General features: G+C 71.3%; 15 protein-coding genes. 9 read left to right on the forward strand and 6 right to left on the reverse strand.

Annotation, left to right across the window (positions count from 1 at the left end; translation table 11 throughout):
- The first annotated feature begins 55 nt into the window (after window positions 1–55).
- The 3 genes from lspA to QQM67_RS07200 all read left to right on the forward strand — a co-directional run bounded on the left by lspA (window position 56) and on the right by QQM67_RS07200 (window position 3,277).
- Entirely contained in the window at window positions 56–637 is a 582-nt protein-coding gene (lspA, locus tag QQM67_RS07190) for a signal peptidase II (RefSeq protein ID WP_314172753.1), read from the forward strand.
- Window positions 638–740: 103 nt separating this feature from the next.
- Window positions 741–1,682, forward strand: coding sequence for an RluA family pseudouridine synthase (locus QQM67_RS07195; protein ID WP_314172754.1), 942 nt, complete (start codon window positions 741–743; stop codon window positions 1,680–1,682).
- Between the two features lie 2 nt (window positions 1,683–1,684).
- Window positions 1,685–3,277: a Na+/H+ antiporter gene (locus QQM67_RS07200; RefSeq protein WP_314172755.1), complete on the forward strand. Its 1,593-nt coding sequence runs from the start codon at window positions 1,685–1,687 to the stop codon at window positions 3,275–3,277.
- A gap of 51 nt (window positions 3,278–3,328) precedes the next feature.
- On the opposite strand, the gene QQM67_RS07205 is transcribed toward QQM67_RS07200, so the two are convergent.
- The gene (locus QQM67_RS07205) at window positions 3,329–4,423 is read right to left on the reverse strand and encodes a mechanosensitive ion channel family protein (protein ID WP_314172756.1); all 1,095 of its coding nucleotides are present in this window, start codon (window positions 4,421–4,423) and stop codon (window positions 3,329–3,331) included.
- 110 nt (window positions 4,424–4,533) lie between these two features.
- On the opposite strand from QQM67_RS07205, the gene QQM67_RS07210 reads away from it, so the two are divergent.
- Window positions 4,534–5,109: a dienelactone hydrolase family protein gene (locus QQM67_RS07210; protein WP_314172757.1), complete on the forward strand. Its 576-nt coding sequence runs from the start codon at window positions 4,534–4,536 to the stop codon at window positions 5,107–5,109.
- Between the two features lie 92 nt (window positions 5,110–5,201).
- On the opposite strand, the gene QQM67_RS07215 is transcribed toward QQM67_RS07210, so the two are convergent.
- The 4 genes from QQM67_RS07215 to QQM67_RS07230 all read right to left on the reverse strand — a co-directional run bounded on the left by QQM67_RS07215 (window position 5,202) and on the right by QQM67_RS07230 (window position 10,247).
- The gene (locus tag QQM67_RS07215; protein WP_399065607.1) at window positions 5,202–6,893 is read right to left on the reverse strand and encodes an alkaline phosphatase D family protein; all 1,692 of its coding nucleotides are present in this window, start codon (window positions 6,891–6,893) and stop codon (window positions 5,202–5,204) included.
- Between the two features lie 197 nt (window positions 6,894–7,090).
- The gene (locus tag QQM67_RS07220; RefSeq protein ID WP_314172758.1) at window positions 7,091–7,912 is read right to left on the reverse strand and encodes a thioredoxin domain-containing protein; all 822 of its coding nucleotides are present in this window, start codon (window positions 7,910–7,912) and stop codon (window positions 7,091–7,093) included.
- Window positions 7,913–8,017: 105 nt separating this feature from the next.
- Entirely contained in the window at window positions 8,018–8,779 is a 762-nt protein-coding gene (locus QQM67_RS07225) for a hypothetical protein (protein ID WP_314172759.1), read from the reverse strand.
- 121 nt (window positions 8,780–8,900) lie between these two features.
- Window positions 8,901–10,247 (reverse strand): DUF2252 domain-containing protein, encoded by a 1,347-nt coding sequence (locus QQM67_RS07230; RefSeq protein ID WP_314172760.1) that lies wholly within the window; start codon window positions 10,245–10,247, stop codon window positions 8,901–8,903.
- Between the two features lie 242 nt (window positions 10,248–10,489).
- Between QQM67_RS07230 and dnaE the strand changes: the two genes are divergently transcribed.
- Window positions 10,490–14,032 carry a DNA polymerase III subunit alpha gene (gene dnaE / locus QQM67_RS07235; RefSeq protein ID WP_314172761.1) on the forward strand — a complete coding sequence of 1,181 codons (3,543 nt, stop codon included), beginning with the start codon at window positions 10,490–10,492 and terminating at the stop codon, window positions 14,030–14,032.
- A gap of 243 nt (window positions 14,033–14,275) precedes the next feature.
- Here dnaE and QQM67_RS07240 read toward each other — a convergent pair whose 3' ends face one another.
- Window positions 14,276–14,452, reverse strand: a complete 177-nt coding sequence (locus QQM67_RS07240; RefSeq protein WP_314172762.1) for a hypothetical protein — start codon at window positions 14,450–14,452, stop codon at window positions 14,276–14,278.
- A gap of 243 nt (window positions 14,453–14,695) precedes the next feature.
- Between QQM67_RS07240 and QQM67_RS07245 the strand changes: the two genes are divergently transcribed.
- The 4 genes from QQM67_RS07245 to QQM67_RS07260 all read left to right on the forward strand — a co-directional run bounded on the left by QQM67_RS07245 (window position 14,696) and on the right by QQM67_RS07260 (window position 19,156).
- The gene (locus QQM67_RS07245; RefSeq protein WP_314173018.1) at window positions 14,696–16,048 is read left to right on the forward strand and encodes an NYN domain-containing protein; all 1,353 of its coding nucleotides are present in this window, start codon (window positions 14,696–14,698) and stop codon (window positions 16,046–16,048) included.
- Window positions 16,049–16,130: 82 nt separating this feature from the next.
- Window positions 16,131–17,210, forward strand: a complete 1,080-nt coding sequence (locus QQM67_RS07250; protein ID WP_399065613.1) for an ATP-binding cassette domain-containing protein — start codon at window positions 16,131–16,133, stop codon at window positions 17,208–17,210.
- A 203-nt stretch (window positions 17,211–17,413) separates the two neighbouring features.
- On the forward strand, window positions 17,414–18,130 hold the full coding sequence (locus QQM67_RS07255; protein ID WP_399065821.1) for an ABC transporter permease: 717 nt from the start codon (window positions 17,414–17,416) through the stop codon (window positions 18,128–18,130).
- 183 nt (window positions 18,131–18,313) lie between these two features.
- Window positions 18,314–19,156 carry a hypothetical protein gene (locus QQM67_RS07260; protein ID WP_314172764.1) on the forward strand — a complete coding sequence of 281 codons (843 nt, stop codon included), beginning with the start codon at window positions 18,314–18,316 and terminating at the stop codon, window positions 19,154–19,156.
- Window positions 19,157–19,173 lie beyond the last annotated feature (17 nt).

A 19,173-nucleotide genomic window follows, 5' to 3' on the forward strand; every position in this document is an offset into this window, starting at 1 on the left:
GCGGGAGGGGGGTGAAGGGCGCCGCGACCGACCCCATGTGTCGTACCCTCGTCGGGTGACAGAGGTGGAGCGGACAATCGGTACTCCTGACGAGACCAGGGGCGAGCCCGCGGACGGTGCTCGCGGCGACGATCAAGGGACCGCTTCCCGCGGTCCGCGCCGGGTCGGCGTGCTGATCTCGGTGGCCGCTCTCGCCTATGCGCTGGACCTGATCACCAAGCTGATCGTGGTGGCCGGCCTGGAACATCACGCGCCGATCCAGGTGATCGGCACGGTGCTCCAGCTCGACGTCGTACGGAACCGGGGAGCGGCCTTCGGCATCGGCGAGGCCCTCACCATCGTGCTGACCTTGATCGCCGCCGTCGTGATCGTCGTGATCGCGCGGATCGCGAGACGGCTCTACAGCGCTCCGTGGGCGATCGCGCTCGGGCTGCTGCTCGGTGGCGCGTTCGGGAATCTCACCGACCGCGTCTTCCGGTCGCCCGGGGTCTTCCAGGGCGCCGTCGTCGACTTCATCGCCCCCACGCACTTCGCGGTCTTCAATCTTGCGGACTCGGCGATCGTGTGCGGGGGCATTCTGATCGTGATCCTCTCCTTCCGCGGCCTCGACCCGGACGGGACAGTCCACCGCGACTGACCCGCGGCAAGCCTCCGGCACGTGCCGCGTCCCCTCCCTCTGCCCGTCCCGGCAGCAGTACGCGATGACGGGGCGCACGGGTTCGTCCGGCATACTCGATCGAGTGAGCACCATCCCCGAAATCCGCACCCTGCCCGTGCCGGACGGCCTTGAGGGCGAGCGCGTCGACGCCGCCATCGCCCGGATGTTCGGCTTCTCCCGTACGAAGGCCGCCGAACTGGCCGCCGACGGCAAGGTGTTGCTGGACGGAGCCGCGGCCGGCAAGTCCGACCGGGTCTCCGGAGGGGCGTGGCTGGAGGTCGAACTGCCGCCTCCGCCCGAGCCCGTTCGGGTCGTGGCCGAGCCCGTGGAGGGCATGACGGTCGTTCACGACGACGCCGACATCGTCGTGGTCGACAAGCCGGTGGGCGTCGCCGCGCACCCGAGCCCCGGCTGGAGCGGCCCGACCGTGATCGGCGGGCTCGCGGCCGCCGGCTACGCGGTGTCCACGTCGGGCGCCGCCGAGCGGCAGGGGATCGTGCACCGGCTGGACGTCGGCACGTCCGGGCTGATGGTGGTCGCGAAGTCGGAGCGCGCGTACACGCTGCTCAAGCAGCAGTTCCGGGAGCGGACCGTCGACAAGCGGTACCACGCGCTCGTACAGGGGCATCCGGACCCGCTCAGCGGGACGATCGACGCACCCGTCGGGCGGCACCCGCAGCACGACTACAAGTGGGCCGTCACCGCAGAGGGCAAGCCGTCCGTCACGCACTACGACCTCATCGAGGCCTTCCGCGCGGCCAGCCTGCTCGACATCAAGCTGGAGACCGGGCGCACGCACCAGATCCGCGTGCACATGTCCGCGCACCGGCACCCGTGCGTCGGCGACCTCACCTACGGGGCCGACCCGACGCTGGCCAAGCGGCTGCGCCTGGAGCGGCAGTGGCTGCACGCCGTGCGGCTCTCCTTCGAGCACCCGTCGGACGGGCGCCGGGTCGGGTATGAGAGCGCATACCCGGACGATCTTCAGCAGGCGCTGGACCGGATCCGGGCGGAGAGCGCCTAGGCGTGGATCAGCTCGCTCTGCTCTTCGCCCTGCTGCTGGGCGCCGTTCTGACCGTCCCGCTCGGAGACCGGATGGGCGTGCCCGCGCCCGTGCTGATGACGCTGCTCGGCGGTGTGCTGGCGCTGCTGCCGTTCGTGCCCGACGTACAGGTGCCGCCGGAGTTCATCCTGCCGCTGGTGCTGCCGCCGCTGCTGTACGCGGCGGTGCACCGTACGTCGTGGCGACAGTTCGCGGCGAACAAGCGGCCGATCTTCCTGCTGGCGGTGGCGCTCGTCTTCGTGACGACGGCGGTGGTCGCGGGCGTGGCGCACGCGCTGGTGCCGGGGCTCGGCATAGCCGGGGCCGTCGTCCTGGGTGCGCTCGTGGCGCCGCCCGATCCCGTCGCCGCGACGACCGTCGCCGGGCAGCTGGGACTGCCGCGGCGGCTGGTGTCCATCCTGGAGGGCGAGGGCCTCTTCAACGACGTCACGGCGATCACGCTGTACCACGTCGCCGTGGCGGCGGCCGTCACGGGCACGTTCTCGGCCGGTGGGGCCGTGGGGGAGCTGTTCCTCTCCGCGGTCGTCGCGGTCGCCGTCGGGCTGGCGCTGGGGTGGGCGGCGAACAAGCTCGCGGGGTTCCTGTCGGACGCGACGTTGCAGACCGGGCTCACGCTGCTGGTTCCGTTCGCGTCGTACGTGCTGGCCGAGGAGCTGAAAGGTTCCGGCGTGCTGGCCGTGCTGATGACGGCGCTCTATCTCTCCTCCGGGCGGGCCGTGGACGCGGACGACGTGCAGGGGCGGCTGGTCGGGCAGAGCTTCTGGTCGATCGTCGACATGCTCGTCACCGGAGTCGCCTTCGGCCTCATCGGGCTCGAACTGGCCGTGGTCGTCGGCCCCGTGAGCGGGCGCTGGAACGAACTGCTCCCGGCGGCGCTCGCCGTGATCGCCGCGGTGGTCGTCGTGCGGCTCATATGGCTGCTCCCGGCGGCGTGGCTGGCCAAGCGGCTGCACCGGCGCAAGGACCTCGACGAGGACATCCCGCTCAACTGGCGTGAGACGACGGTCGTCTGGTGGGCCGGGATGCGCGGAGTGGCCTCGGTGGCGCTCGCGCTCGCCGTGCCGCTGACCGTCGAGGGCGGCGGGAGCTTCCCCGAGCGGGACGCCATACTCTTCATCGCCTTCGCCGTCGTACTCGCGACGCTCCTGCTTCAGGGGCTGACGCTGCCGTGGCTGGTGCGGAGGCTGCGCGTACGGGCGGACAGCGCCGCCGAGCGGGAGCTGGAGCGGCAGCTCGCGCTGCGGTGCGCGAAGGCGGCCCGGCGGCGGCTGAAGGAGATCGAAGTGGACGAGGACCTCTCCGAGGAGGTCTCCGAGGCGCTGCTGCGGCGGGCGCACGACGTCGGCGCGCGCATCTCGCCGGACATCGTCGACGAGGAGCGGCGCGAGGCGCACTCGCGGCGGATCTCGCGGATGAAGAAGATCCACCGGCTCAACAACGAGCTGCTCTCGGCCGCGCGGCACGAGATCCTCTCCGCGCGCGGCGAGGCGGGCGTCGACCCCGAGGTCTGCGACCGGGTGCTGCACCAGCTCGATCTGCGCAGCTTCCGGGTGTGAGGCGGGCCGCGGGCAGCGTGAAGGCAGGGTGAACTGCCGCGGCGCACGCGCTCAGTGGAGCCGGCTCCCGTCCCGGTCGCGGCTCTCCGCGTATCCGTTCGCGTACGCGCTCTGACGGTCGCCCGCCGGCAGGACGCGGACGCCGGGCAGCGCGTACGGATGCTCACGCTGGAGCCAGTCCAGCAGCTGCTCGCGCAGATCGCAGCGGAGAGTCCACAGGTCGTCGGACGTACGGGCCGAGACGACGGCGCGCACCTCGATGGTGGTGGGCGTGCTGTCGGTGACGACGAGGCTCCAATTGCGCCCGTCCCAGTAGTCGTTGGCGCGTACGAGCTCCTCCGTGCGCTTGCGCAGCTCCGTGACCGGCGCGGAGTGGTCGAGCTGGAGATAGACGGTGCCGCTCATCTGCGAGCCCCCGCGGGACCAGTTCTCGAAGGGCTTGCTCGTGAAGTACGAGACGGGCATCGTCACGCGCCGCTCGTCCCATGTCCGCAGCACCAGATAGGAGACCGTGATCTCGTCGACCGTGCCGAACTCCCCGTCGACGACGACCTCGTCGCCGATGCGCACCATGTCGCCGAAGGCGATCGACAGCCCCGCGAAGAGGTTGCCCAGGGTGGCCTGCGCGGCGATGCCGGCGACGATTCCCAGCACGCCCGCCGACGCGAGCATCGAGGTGCCCAGCGTCCTCATCGCGGGGAACTGCAACAGGATCGCCGATGCGGCGATGACCACGACGACCGTGGTGACCAGGCGCTGGATGAGCGTGAGCTGCGTCTTGACGCGGCGGGCGCGCGCCGGGTCGTGTGCCACGCCCGCGTAGCGCGCGGTGGTCGTCTCCACGACGGCGGCCAGAACCCGCAGGACGAGCCACGACGTCGCCGCGATGAGGATGATGTGCAGCCACAGATTGACGGTCGGCTGGTGGTCGTACGCGATGCCCGCCTGGTCGTAGAAACCGTTGAGCAGCGCCACGAAGACGACGGCCTGGAGCGGCACGCGGGCCCGGCGCAGCAGCCCCCACATCGGCGTCTCGGGACGGCGCGCGTCGATGCGGCGCAGCAGCCGGTCGACGGCCCAGGCGACGGCGAACGCGAGCACGATCGCACCGCCGAACACGATGAGCGGCCGGAGCACGTTCTCCATGACGCGATGACTCCTCGGGGGTTGACGGGCACTGCCGACCGTACCTGCCACGATGTGCGGTGGACCCGCCCCGGTCGGTCCACCCGGCGCTATGTGAGGGAAGTGACATTTTGGCCACCGTCGTGCTGTTCCACTCCGTCTACGGGCTGCGACCCGCCGTGCACAAGGCGGCGGACCGGCTGCGGGCCGCGGGCCACGAGGTGCACACGCCCGATCTGTTCGAGGGGCGCACGGCGGCCACGGTCGAGGAGGGCGCGGAGCTCAAGGACGAGATCGGCAGGGACGAGCTGCTGATGCGCGCCGTCACCGTCACGGCGCCGCTCTCCGAGCGCGGCCTGGTCTACGCGGGCTTCTCGCTCGGCGGCTCGGTCGCCCAGAACCTCGCCCTCGCCGACGAGCGCGCGCGGGGGCTGCTGCTCCTGCACGGGACGTCGGACCTTCCCGAGGACGCGGCCGTGGACGATCTCCCCGTACAGCTGCACGTCGCCGACCCGGACGCCTTCGAGCCGCACGACTGGCTGAACGCCTGGTATCTGCGCATGCGGCGGGCCGGGGCGGACGTCGAGATCTTCCGGTACCCGGGGGCCGGACACCTCTTCACGGACGAGGACCTGGACGACTTCGACGCTGACGCCGCGGAGCGCACCTGGCGGGCGGCGCTCGGGTTCCTCGACAGCGTGGGCTGACGGGCGCCGGGCCGGGCCCCGCGGGCGGGCGGTGCGGCGGCGGGACCCGGCCGGCGTCTCGTCGGCGTCCGGCGTCGAGCGGGCGGCGGGCGCTATCCGCCCAGCGGCCCGTCCGCCTCCTCCATGCGCTGCGTGCCCGAGAGGGTGCGGTAGGAGCGGCGGACCTCGCTCGTGGCGCCCTTGTCCTCCTTGTCGGAGAGGACGAAGTAGTCCATGTGCGCCCGCTCGGCGTCGACGTCGAGGACGCCGTAGCCGTGCGAGTCCATGTCGAGCCACCGCACATGGCCGTTGGCGGCCTTGATCGCCGCCTCGGCGACCGACGAGACGGTGTCGGGCGCGACGTGGATGACGTCGTCGAGGTTGTCGGACGTGACGGACGTGACCACGAACTCCGTTGCCACAGGGGCGTCTTCGGGATACGTCGCCGCCTTGACCGGCACGTCGTTGGCGAACGCCATGTGGATGTCGCCGGTGAGGAACACGGTGTTGTCGATGCGCTGGTCGCGCAGGTGCTCCAGCAGCTCCCGCCGGTCGTCCGTGTAGCCGTCCCACTGGTCGACGTTGAGGGCCAGGCCCTCCTTCGGGATGCCGAGCAACTCCGCGAGCGGGCCCAGCAGATGGGCCGGGACGGAGCCGAAGGCCATCGGGGCGATCATCACCGAGGTGCCGACCATGCGCCAGCGAGCCGTCGAGGAGGAGAGCCCCGACTTGAGCCAGTCCAGCTGCTTGCGTCCCGTGATGGTGCGGTCGGGGTCGTCGATCACGTCGCCGTCGCCGATGCTCGCCTGCTGGTCGCGGAACGAGCGCAGGTCGAGCAGGTGCAGATCGGCGAGGCGGCCGAAGCGCAGGCGGCGGTAGGTGGTGCCCTCGGTGGAGGGGCGCACCGGCATCCATTCGAAGTAGGCCTGCTTGGCGGCGCGTTGACGGTCCGCCCAGGCTCCCTCTCCGCCCGGGCCCTCCGTGTGGTTCTCGGCGCCGCCGGACCAGGCGTCGTTGGCGAACTCGTGGTCGTCCCAGATGGCGACGAGCGGATGGGCCGCGTGCATGGCCTGGAGATCGGGGTCGAGCTTGTGGTGTGCGTGGCGGACGCGGTAGTCGGCGAGCGTGATCGTCTCGTGCAGCGGCTGGACGGTGCGGACGGTCTCCGCCTTCAGCGGGTACTCCTCGTGTCCGTACTCGTAGATGTAGTCGCCCAGATGCAGGACCGCGGCCAGGTCGTCGCGCGCGGCCAGATGCCGGTACGAGGCGAAGTAGCCGGCCTCGTAGTGCGCGCACGAGACGACCCCGAAGCGGAGGTTGCCGGCCTCGGACGTCTCGGCGGGAGCGGTGCGGGTGCGGCCGGCGGGGGAGTGCACGCCGCCGGCGGTGAAGCGGAAGAAGTAGGCGGTGTCGGCGGCGAGCCCCCGCACGTCCGCCTTGACGGTGTGGTCGGCGGAAGCCTCGGCCTTCGCGGTGCCGTGTGCCGCGACCTTGCGGAAGTCCTCGTCCACCGCGACCTCCCAGTCCACCGCGACCGGGGCACCCTTGCCCGATCCGGGCACGGCCTCCGGCGAGGGGGTCACGCGCGTCCACAGCAGGACGCCGTCGGGCAGCGGGTCGCCGGATGCGACGCCGTGCAGGAAGGCGGGGGCTTCGGCGGCTCGCGCGCTGGCCGTGCCGCCGGCGAGGGGGAGCAGGGCCGCGGAGGCGGCGGTGGCCGCAACGACCGTGCGGCGTCTGGGGCGTCCGGACGGGGGTCTCCCGGCCGGAGCCGAAGTGGGGGGTTCACTATGTGTGTTCGTCACGAACCTTGATGTTACGCACAAGTAGCCCCAACGGGCAGGCCGCTCGCAAGAGTTCAACTGCCCGTCGGGGCGCGTTCCACCGCGTGACGGGGAGGGCGAAGCGCACCGGCGCCCCAACCGTCCCTGGCCACAGGGGAGTCGGGGCGCCCGGTCGATCGCCTCCGGTGGCGCCGCGTTCGCTTCCGCTTCTGCTTCTGCTACTGCTTCTGCGTCTGGTCGCCCGAGCCGCCCGATGTGAGCTTCACACCCAGCTTCTGGAGCTCGGCCGGGAGCTGCCGCTGGTCGACGTCCTTGCCGTCGATACGGATCGTGGGCGTCGCCTGGACCTTGCCCTTCTTGAAGTCCGCGACCATGCCGAGCGCCCACTTGTCGTAAGTGCCGTCCTTGACCGCCTTCTTGAAGCCCGCGTCGCTCTTCAGCGCCGGGACGCTGTCGGCGACCTTGAGGAGGTAGTCGTCGTCGGCGAACTTGTCCTGGGTCTCCTCCGGGTGGAACTGCGGTGAGTACAGCTTGTCCTTGTATTCGACGAAGGCGTCCTTGTCGACATTGAGCGCGGCCCCCAGCGCGCTGATGGCGTTCTTGGAGCCGTCGCCGCCGAGGTTGCCGTCGATCAGGTCGCCCAGGTGCACCTTGAGCTTGTACTTGTTCTCGTCGGCGCCCTTGACGAGGATCTTGCCCGCGCCCTGTTCGAACTGCGCGCAGGCGGGGCAGCGCAGGTCCTCGTAGATGTCGACGGTCTTCTTCGCGCTCCCACCGCCGACGAGGATGAAGTCCCCGTTCTTGCCCGAGGCGTTCGCCGGCTTGACGAGCTTCTGCTCCTTGGCCGCCTCCCAGCCCGAGGGTGCCGTCAGTTTGGTGACGGCGAAGAAGATGCCGCCGGCGATGGCGAGGACGCCGACGACCGCGACGCCGACGAGCGCCTGCCGGCGCATCTTGTCCTTCTTGGCCTGCCGTTCGCGCTCCGCGCGCAGCCGATCGCGGGCGGCGCGCTTGGCTTCCTGGCTGTTGCGCTTGCTCATGGGTTCCTTCTCCGTGGTTGCGTACGCGATATGCGTGGGGTCGACGGTGGACTGCTTCAAGGCGGCTCGGCGCGCTGCCTGGTCCGTCAGGCTCTGCGGCTGGACTCAGGCGGCGAGCGCGAGCGGCGGCGGTCCTCGTCGGTGCACGGAGTGGGTGAGCAGGGGGAGCGTGCGCGGGCCCAGCACCGGCAGGGACCGCAGGGCCGGCACGCTGCCCCGGTGTTCGTACGTACGGCGCCCGGCGGCGAACGCCAGCCGCAGCGGCCGGAACGCGGTCACCGAGGCGGCGCGCAGCAGCCCGGCCAGCGCGGCCTCACCGCGGCGGAGCCAGGCGGCGGCGATCAGCCCGACGGTGACGTGCGCGGCGAGCAGCAGGAACGGCGTGGCCGACGGCGTGGCCTCCAGCGGCCCGAGCGGGCCGGACGAGCCGAACTGCCCCAGCGCACCGCCCGATTGGGAGCCCCGGGCGAGCGCTTCGGCGGCGCCGTGTCCGCCGTTCTGCGCGGCGGCGTGCGCCAGCGGGGTGCCGACGCCGCCTCCGCCGCAGAGCAGATCGACGCCGACGGTGCGCAGCGGTCCGGTGACGGGGCCGCCCACCTGCCCGTAACAGGTGTGCTGACCGGTGGTGAAGACGGTGTCCGCCAGCAGCTCCAGCGGGATCAGGACGGAGGCGATGCGTCCGTAGCCGCGCTCGCGGTCGGCGAGCGCAAAGGCCAGCAGGAAGATCACGCCGGTGACGGCCAGCAGCGGCCCGAGCGGGAGGGGCACTCCGGAGAGCAGGACGTGGGAGCCGGCGGACAGCGTGACGCACAGTACGGTGAAGACCACCGCCCGCACTGTCCGTATGCCTGCCGCATCCATGTCCATCGCCGGAAGTGTGCCATGCGGAGGCGTAAGGGGTCTCTAAATGTCGGCGGTGAATTGACACTCCCGCCGACGCGCCGGCCGGTGCCCGAGGGCTCCCGGGGCTTGCCGTGCGCCCCCGCGCCTACAGGCCGGGGATGCGGCCGTTGCGGAAGAGGTCGACGAAGATCTGGTGGTCGCGCCGCGTCCCGGTGCCGTAGTCGTGCGCGAAGTCGGCCAGCATCTCCCGGAAGCCCTCCTCGTCCTTCGCTATGGCGGCGTCGATGGCGCGCTCCGTGGAGAACGGCACCAGGGAGTGGCCGCTCTCGTCGTCGGCCGCGGCGTGCATCGCGGCGGTGGCGCGGCCGAGGTCGCCGACGACCTGAGTGATCTCGTCGAGGTCGTCCAGATCCGACCAGTCCAGGTCGACGGCGTACGGCGAGACCTCGGCGACCAGCTGGCCCGTGCCGCGCAGCTCGGTCCAGCCCAGCCACGGGTCGGCGTGCGCCTGGAGGGCGCGCTGCGAGATCACCGTGCGGTGCCCCTCGTGCCGGAAGTAGCCGTGGATCGCGGGATCGGTGATGTGGCGGGCGACGGCCGGGGTCTGCGCCTGCTTCATGTAGATCACCAGGTCGTTCTCGAGGGCGTCGCTGTGGCCTTCGAGGAGGATGTTGTACGACGGCAGGCCCGCGCTGCCGATGCCGATGCCGCGGCGTCCGACGACGTCCTTGACGCGGTAGGCGTCCGACCGGAAGCGGGTCGTGCCGGGCAGCGTCGCGATGTACGCGTCGAAGGCGTCCAGCACCTCGGTACGGACCGCTCCGTCCAGCTCGATGGCGCCGCCCCCGGGCGAGAAGCGCCGTTCCCAGTCGCGGATCTCGGTCATGCTCTCCAGCAGTCCGAAGCGGGTGTTGGCGCGCGCCGAGCGGAGCGCGCCCAGCACCGGGCCCTGTGCCGTGTCGAGGGTGAGCGAGGGCGCCGCGGCGGCGCTGCCCGCGCCCCCGGCGAGGGCGCGGATGCGCTCGCGGTAGGCGTGCGCGTACGCGTGCACCAGCCCGGTGATCTGCTGGTCGCTGAGCGCCTTGCTGTAGCCGAGCAGCGCGACGGAGGCGGCGAAGCGCTTCAGGTCCCAGGTGAAGGGCCCGACGAACGCCTCGTCGAAGTCGTTGACGTTGAAGACGAGCCGCCCGTTGGCGTCCATGTACGTACCGAAGTTCTCGGCGTGCAGATCGCCGTGGATCCAGACCCTGCCGGTCTGCTCGTCGAGGAACGGGCCGGTGCGGCCCGCGCCGTCCGGGTCGCCGTCGGTGGCGTCCGCGTAGAACAGGCAGGCGGTGCCGCGGTAGAAGGCGAACGCGGAGGCCGCCATCTTGCGGAACTTGACCTGGAAGGCGGCCGGATCGGCGGCCAGCAGCTCTCCGAAGGCGGTGTCGAAGACCTCGAGGATCCGCTCGGCGCGGGCGTCCGCCGTGCCGGTCTGCTGCGTTGCCATGGAGTGCCGTCCTTCCGGGGGTGCCGACGTACAGATGTTGACGGGCAGGTGCACCGGGATCCTCTCGCATGTGCCCCCGCGGGCGCCCGCGGGGGAGGGGCAGGCGGTGCCGCGGCGGCGGCCCGTACGGCTCGGCGGCGCTGGGGAGTTGGGGCCGAGCGGGCGCCGGCTCCGGTTGTCGGTGGCGGGTCGTAGACTCCGGACCCGTCCAGCAACATCCGTGCCCGGAGGTGTCCCGCGCCGTGACAGACAAGCCGTTCACACATCTGCATGTGCACACTCAGTATTCGCTGCTGGACGGCGCGGCGCGGCTGAAGGACATGTTCAAGGCCTGTGACGCGATGGGCATGTCGCACATCGCGATGACGGACCACGGCAATCTGCACGGCGCTTACGACTTCTTCCACCAGGCCACGGACGCGGGCATCACCCCGATCATGGGCATCGAGGCGTACGTCGCCCCGGACCACCGCCGCAACATGCGACCGGTCAAGTGGGGCACGCCGCACCAGAAGCGCGACGACGTCTCCGGTAACGGCGCGTACACGCACATGACGATGTGGGCGCGCGACCGGGAGGGGCTGCACAACCTCTACCGCGCCCAGTCCCGTGCCGGGCTGGAGGGCTTCTTCCGCAAGCCCCGCATGGACCGGGAGCTGCTCGCCGAGTACGCGAAGGGGATGATGGCCACCACCGGCTGCCCCTCCGGCGAGGTCAGCACGAAGATCCGCCTCGGGCAGACGGAGGAGGCGATCAAGGCCGCCGGAGAGTTCCAGGACATCTTCGGCAAGGAGAACTTCTTCGTCGAGCTGATGGACCACGGCATCGACATCGACAAGCGCGCGCGTGCGGGCCTGGAAGAGGTCGCCAAGAAGATCGACGCCCCGTTCGTCGTCACCAACGACTCGCACTACACCTACGAACACGAGTCCGCGGCGCACGACACCCTGCTGTGCATCCAGACCGGCAGCAACCTCTCCGATCCCGACCGCTTCAGCTTCGACGGCGCGGGCTACTACATCAAGTCGGCCGAGGAGATGTATGCGATCGACTCCTCGGACCCCTGGCAGCAGGGCTGCCGCAACACGCAGCTGCTGATCGCCGAACGCATCGACACCACGGGCATGTTCGAGACGCAGAACCTGATGCCCCGGTTCGACGTGCCCGAGGGGTACGACGAGGTGTCCTGGTTCAAGGAGGAGGTCAAGCGGGGGATGGCCACCCGCTACCCCGGCGGCGTCCCCCAGGACCGGCAGGAGCTCGCCGACTACGAGATGGACGTCATCATCTCGATGGGCTTCCCCGGCTACTTCCTCGTCGTCGCCGACTTCATCAACTGGGCCAAGGACAACGGCATCGCGGTCGGCCCCGGCCGCGGCTCGGCCGCCGGCTCGATCGTCTCGTACGCGATGGGCATCACCGACCTCGACCCGGTCACCCACGGGCTGATCTTCGAGCGGTTCCTCAACCCCGAGCGCGTCACCATGCCGGACGTCGACATCGACTTCGACGAGCGCAGGCGCGGCGACGTGATCCGTTACGTGACGGAGAAGTACGGCGCGGACAAGGTCGCCATGATCGGCACCTACGGCACGATCAAGGCGAAGAACGCGATCAAGGACTCGGCCCGCGTGCTGGGTTACCCGTACGCGATGGGCGACCGGATCACCAAGGCGATGCCCGCCGACGTGCTGGGCAAGGGCATCCCGCTCTCCGGCATCACCGACAAGGATCACCCGCGCTACAGCGAGGCGGGCGAGATCCGCGCGATGTACGAGAACGAGCCGGACGTCACCAAGGTCATCGACGCCGCACGGGGCATCGAGGGCCTGGTGCGGCAGATGGGCGTGCACGCCGCGGGCGTGATCATGTCCAGCGAGCGGCTGATCGACCACGTGCCGGTCTTCTCGCCGAAGAACGACGGCGTCGTCGTCACGCAGTGGGACTACCCGAGCTGCGAGGCGCTGGGCCTGCTGAAGATGGACTTCCTCGGCCTGCGCAACCTCACGATCATGGACGACGCCGTCAAGATGATCCGCAACAACAAGGGCGTCGACCTCAGGCTGCTGGATCTGCCGCTGGACGATCCCAAGACCTTCGAACTGCTCTGCCGCGGCGACACGTTGGGCGTCTTCCAGTTCGACGGCGGCCCCATGCGCTCACTGCTGCGCATGATGAAGCCCGACAACTTCGAGGACATCTCCGCCGTCTCTGCCCTCTACCGCCCGGGCCCGATGGGCATGAACAGCCACATCAACTACGCCCTGCGCAAGAACGGCCAGCAGGAGATCACCCCGATCCACCCCGAGCTGGAGGAGCCGCTCAAGGAGGTCCTGGACGTCACCTACGGCCTCATCGTCTACCAGGAGCAGGTGCAGAAGGCCGCCCAGGTGCTCGCGGGCTACTCGCTCGGCCAGGCCGACCTGCTGCGCCGCGCGATGGGCAAGAAGAAGAAGGAGGTCCTGGACAAGGAGTTCGTCAACTTCCAGAAGGGCATGCGCGACAAGAACTTCTCGGACGACGCCATCCAGGCCGTCTGGGACGTTCTGGTGCCCTTCGCGGGCTACGCCTTCAACAAGGCGCACTCCTCGGCGTACGGCCTGGTGACGTACTGGACGGCGTATCTGAAGGCCAACTACCCCGCGGAGTACATGTCGGCGCTGCTCACCTCGGTGCGCGACGACAAGGACAAGTCGGCGGTGTATCTCAACGAGTGCCGCAAGATGGGCATCAGGGTGCTGCCGCCGGACGTCAACGAGTCGGAGGCGAACTTCACCTCTCGGGACGACAAGACCATCGTCTTCGGCCTCACGGCCGTGCGGAACGTCGGCCAGAACGTGGTGGACTCGATCGTCAAGTGCCGCAGGGCGAAGGGCAAGTACACCTCCTTCCCGGACTTCCTCGACAAGGTCGAGGCGGTCGTGTGCAACAAGCGCACCGTCGAATCCCTCATCAAAGCGGGCGCGTTCGACGAGATGGGGCACACGCGCAAGGGCCTGACCGCGCAGTTCGAGCCGATGATCGACAACGTCGTGCAGGTCAAACGCAAGGAGGCCGAGGGCCAGTTCGACCTCTTCGGAGACCTCGGCGGCGACGAGGGGGAGGACGCACCGGGCTTCGGCCTCGACGTGACCTTCTCGGAGGAGGAGTGGGAGAAGACGTATCTCCTCGCTCAGGAGCGGGAGATGCTCGGCCTCTACGTCTCCGACCACCCGCTCTTCGGCCTGGAGCACGTGCTGAACGAGAAGGCGGACGCGGCCATCTCCCAGCTCACCGGCGGTGAGCACTCCGACGGCGCGATCGTCACCATCGGCGGCATCATCTCCGGGCTGCAACGCAAGATGACCAAGCAGGGCAACGCGTGGGCGATCGCCACCGTGGAGGATCTGGCGGGCTCCATCGACTGCATGTTCTTCCCCGCGACCTACCAGCTCGTCTCCACCCAACTCGTCGAGGACGCCGTCGTGTTCGTCAAGGGGCGGCTGGACAAGCGGGAGGACGTGCCGCGTCTGGTCGCGATGGAGCTGATGATCCCCGACCTGAGCGAGGCGTCGGCGAGCGCGCCCGTGACCATCACCATCCCCTCCGTGAAGATCACACCGCCGCTGGTGGAGAAGCTCGGCGAAGTCCTCACCCACCACCGCGGTTCGAGCGAGGTGCGGGTGCGGCTGCAAGGCGCGCGCAAGACCACCGTGCTGCGGCTGGACAAGCACCGGGTCACGCCCGCGCCGGCTCTCTTCGGAGACCTCAAGGAACTGCTCGGCCCCTCCTGCATGGCCGGCTGAGGCCGGGCGGTCGGAGGCGCGGCTGCCGGGCAGTACGGCGGCGGGACGCGGGCTCTTCCCGCTGTCCGCCGCCAACTCCCGTCCGGCGCCCGTCCGGTGAGCCCGGCAAGGGCGGGCCATGACGGCATGGAAAAGGGCGGCCCCGGGGCTGGGGCCGCCCTTCTCTTCGTACGAGCCGACGTGCGGTGCCCAAGGGCACAGGTGAATCAAACGGATTGTTGTCGACCTCTGCGCCAGGCAGGGTCAGTTGTGTCCGAAGCGCCGCTGGTGCTTGCGGGCGACGTCGGCAGGGCTGACGTTTCTGCCCGACGACGGGCGCGACGGCTGACCCTCCGCGGGGCCGCTCTCGCTCCTGTTCTCGTCGCGCTCGCCGCTGCCGGCTTTCTTCTGACTGCGTTCCTGATTCCTGCCCTTGGCCATGATCGCCTCCTGGGGACCGTTGAACTTTGGGCCGAAATCAGCCTGGCATGGGGGTATGAAGCGCGCATGTCGGACAATCACCGTGAGTGAGGCGGTTCTTCGCGCTGTTGCGTCCCCACCTCATCTGTGCCGCCACGCCGATGACCGTGCACGGCCGATAAGCCCTGTACGGTCGGGCAGACTCGAAGGCGAAACACACGACCACGGCCACGGCCGGGGTCGGTGACCGAGAGTGGGTGGATCGTGGACCGCTGCGTCGTTCTGGTGGATGCCGGATATCTGTTGGGCGCCGCCGCGAGTCTGCTGGCGGGAGAGCCCATGCGCTCCCAGATCAGCGTGGATCACGCGGCCCTGATCCGCGGACTGCGGGAGCGGGCCGAGGCCGACACCGGATGCGACCTGCTCCGCATCTATTGGTTCGACGGCGCCCCCGACCGCGTGCCGCAGCCCGAGCACCGCAGACTCCGCGTGATGCCGCGGGTCACCGTCCGGCTCGGCGCGCTGACAAGAAGCGACGGCCGCTGGGCGCAGAAGGGCGTCGACGCGGCCATGCACGCCGAGCTCACCGAGCTGGCCCGTAACCGCGCGTGTTCGGACATCGTCCTCGTCACGGGGGACGGCGATCTCCTCCCGGGGCTGATGTCGGCCAAGGAACACGGCGTCGCCGTGCATCTGTGGGCCGTGCAGGCGGCGGACGGCGATTACAACCAGTCCGAGGACCTGGTGGCGGAGGCCGACGAGCGCCGCGTTCTGGACCGCAGCTGGATCACGGAGGCCGTACGCGCCACGGAGCCGTCGGCCGGCGCCTACCACCCCCAGTCGGCGTCCCGCCCGGAGATCGCCGCGATTCTCTCCGCGCCGCTGCCCGAGTCGGCGAAGAACGGAAGCGCGCCCGTACCGCCCGTGTCCCCCGTGGCGCCGGGGCATCCGTCTCCCGTAGCGCCGCCCTCCGGCCATGCGCCCGAGGCGCCGGCCATGCCCGGCGACGCGTCCACCGAGGCGGCGGCACCGGCGGAGAGCGACGAGGGGGAGGCGGCCGACGCCGGCAGAGGCGCCACGGGGGTGCCGACCCCCAAGGACCTCGCGGGGCTGGGCCGTCCCGCGCCGCCGCAGCCCGGTCAGGGGCAGGGCACCCCGCCCGGGGCGACGCTGCGCTGGTCCTCCGAGCGCGGCTGGGTCGAGCGCGGTACGCCGGGGGAGTCCGCGGAGGTCGCCGCGCTGCCGATGCTGGCCCAGCTGACCACGGCCGAGCAGCGCTGGGCGGACCGCGAGGAGGACATCACCGCGGTCAGCGGCGACCCCTTCGAGGTCGGCCAGGTCTTCGCCCGGCGGTGGCTGGAGCGGCTCTCGTCGTCCGGACACGTGCAGACCCTGGCCCGCGAGTATCCGCGCATCCCGCACCGCATCGACGGGGAGCTGCTCCGGTACGCGGCGCGCTTCGGGCTGCTCGCGCACAAGGACGACCAGATCGACGAGCACGACCGGTACGCGATCCGGGCGGGTTTCTGGCGCGAGGTCGACGCCCCCGCGGCCGGGCAGAACGGGCAGGCCGGGCAGACCGCCCCCGACGAGGACACGTCCCCCGCGGAGCGCTAGAAGCCCTGGCGGCTCTGGCCCCATCCGCCCGGAACGACCCTTCCGGAAACGCCGCGGCCACCGGAGCGTAGGCTCGTCGCTCGTGGGAACCGGCACACGGCAGCAGACGGCGGAGAGCGTACGGACGCCGACGCGGGCCGCCGTGCGCATAGCCGGCCTCGTCAAGACCTATCCGGCGAGCAGGCGCCGGCGCGGTGCCTTTCCCCGGAACCTCCTGCGCACCGGGCCCTCGGCCCCGCACGACCCGTCCGTCCGGGAAGGGGCCGTACGGGCATGCGACGGGGTCGGCTTCGAGGTGCGGCAGGGCGAGATCTTCGGGCTGCTCGGCCCCAACGGGGCCGGCAAGTCCACCGTCGTACGGCAGTTGACGGGTCTGATGCGGCCCGACTCCGGCACCGTCGAGGTCCTCGGGCACGACCTGGTGCGGCATCCCGAGCGGGCCGCGCGGATCCTCGCCCACCTCGGGCAGGAGTCCGGTGCGCTCGACGAACTGACTGTCGCCCTGGCCGCGGAGACCACCGGCCGGCTGCGGGGGCTGGACGCCGCGGCGGCCCGCCGCGAGCGTGACGACGTCCTGGACGAGCTGGGCCTCGCCTCCCTCGCGGGCCGTCCGCTCAGGAAGCTCTCCGGCGGGCAGCGGCGGCTGGCGTGCGTCGCTTCGGCGCTGGTGGGGGAGCGGCCCCTGCTCGTACTCGACGAGCCGACGACCGGCATGGACCCGCTCGCGCGGCGCGCGGTGTGGACGGCAGTCGAGCGCAGGCGCGCGCAGCGCGGGGCGACGGTGGTGCTGGTGACGCACAACGTCCTGGAGGCCGAGACCGTGCTCGACCGGGTCGCCGTCCTGGACCGGGGCCGCGTCATCGCCTGCGACACCCCCGGCGGACTGAAGGCCCTCGTCGGCGGGGACGTACGGCTCGAACTGGTCTGGCGCGACCGTGCGCCGCTCGACGTGCCGCGGGTCGCCGGTCTCGCCGGGCGCGCGAGCGTCTCGGGCCGCCGCTGGACGTTGCGCCTGCCACCGGACGAGGCCCGCGCCGCTGTCGACGTCGTCACCACCGGGCGGGCCTTCGCGGCGCTCGACGACTTCTCGCTGGCCACGCCCAGCCTGGAGGACGTGTATCTGGCGCTGGGCGGCAGCGGAAAGGGTCTGGTGAAGGTGTGAGTACGGCCGCTTCAGCGCACGCCGCGCACGCGGCGCGGTCGGGGCAGAGAGGCGAGGGCGACCGGGCCGTGCGGGAGGCGCAGGGCACGGACCGCGGTCCGGGCGCCGGAACCGGGACCGGGTCCGTCGGCGGCGACGGCTCGCCGTCCGTTCCCTTCGCACCTCCCGCCCCTCTCGCTCCCCGCGCACGCCTCGGATCCGCACTGGCCGCCGTCTACCGTGCGCAGCTCTCGCGCGCACGCGTCGCCCGTATCCCGCTGCTGTTCGTCGCCACGTTCCAGTCGCTAGGGATCATGGTGCTGATGAGGGGCGTCGTCGACGGCGGCGCCGAGTCGCGGGCCGTGGTCGCCGGGTCGGCCGTCCTGGTCGTGGCGTTCGTGGCGCTGAACCTGCTGGCCCAGTACTTCGGGCAGCTGCGCGCGGGCGGCGGCCTCGACCACTACGCGACGCTGCCGGTGCCCGCCGCCGCCGTGGTCCTGGGCGCCGCGGGCGCGTACGCGTCGTTCACGGTGCCGGGCGTCGTCGTCACCGCCGTCGCGGGCGGGGTCCTGTATCAGCTCCCGCTGAGCGGCCTGTGGGTGCTCGTCGCGGTCGTGCCGCTGGCGGGCGCCGCACTGGCGGGACTCGGCGCGGCGCTCGGGCTGCTCGCGCCCAAGCCGGAGATCGCCACGCTCTGCGGTCAGCTGGGCATGTCCGCCGCGCTGCTGCTGGGCGTCCTTCCCGGCGGGCGGCTGCCGCAGCCGGTGGGACTGCTCCGGGATCTGCTGCCCTCGACTTACGGGGTCGAGGCGCTGGCCCGCGCCTTCGAGGCACGGCCGGACTGGGGTCACGCGGCGCTGGATCTGGGCGTCTGCGCCGCGGTCGGGGTGGTGTCGCTGGCGCTGGCGACGTGGGCGTACCGGCGCGCGGCGGTCCGCTGAGCCCGGTTTCCGCCGTGGCGGGTGTCGCCGGGCGGAGGCGCAGTTCGGGCGTGCGCCGCGGGTGTACGTGGCTCCGCGGAACCGAAGCGCGCAGCAGCCCCGCTCGCGAGCCGCAAGGCACGCAGAGCGGGCCATCTGGCGCCCGGCGCCCGAACTGGTGCCCGGGACTGGCACGATGGCGTCGTGACCGCACCAACGCCTTCCTCACCCGACCCCGACCACTCGCGTCGCTCGTCCCCCTCGTACCACGGCCACGGCGGCCGGTACGGCGGCGGCCAGCCCGGATCGCACCGGCGCGGCGACCCCGCGGACGGTGATCACCGCGCCTATCCGTACGGCGCTTCCGATGCCCCCGACGCCTCCGGTTCCGCCGGCGTGCCCGGCTATCCGAGCGCCCCGCGGGGCTACGGCTACACCGCGGCGTACGCGTCCGACGGGGCCTACGGGCCGGTCCACCCCGAGGATCCCGGCGTCGAGGAGCGGCCCGACATGCGCCGCGAGGTCCGGACGGGGTCGCTGTGCGTGCTGATCCTGATCGTGCTCGGGGTGGGGCTCGGGCTGCTGTGGCTGTGGCTGGCGCCGCGCGTGCCGCTCGTCAGCGTCGACAACGGCGTGTTCCTCAAGGATCCGGAGGGCGAGGAGGCGATCGGGGCGGACGGCACGTTCGTGCTGCTGGCCGTCGCCTTCGGCCTGGTGACAGGCGTGGTGGCTTTCCTGCGCGGCCGCGGGGGCGGGATCGGGGTCGTCGTCGGGCTCGCGGTCGGGGCGCTGCTGGGGTCGGTGCTGGCCTGGCAGCTGGGCGTGTGGCTCGGGCCGTCGAGTGACCTGGCGGCGTCGGCGAAGGCGGCGGGTGAGAACAAGACGTTCGACGGACCTCTGAAGCTCCAGGCCAAGGGCGCCCTGCTGGTCTGGCCGTTCATCACGCTCGCGACGCATCTGGTGCTCACGGGCGTCTTCGGGCACCGCGATCCGGAGCCCGCCGCACCGCTGCCTCCCAAGGACGGCGAACCACAGCAGCACTGGTGATCGCGGGCCGTCGCGGG

Source organism: Streptomyces winkii, assembly GCF_032248595.1.
In the GTDB taxonomy this organism is placed as follows: domain Bacteria; phylum Actinomycetota; class Actinomycetes; order Streptomycetales; family Streptomycetaceae; genus Streptomyces; species Streptomyces winkii.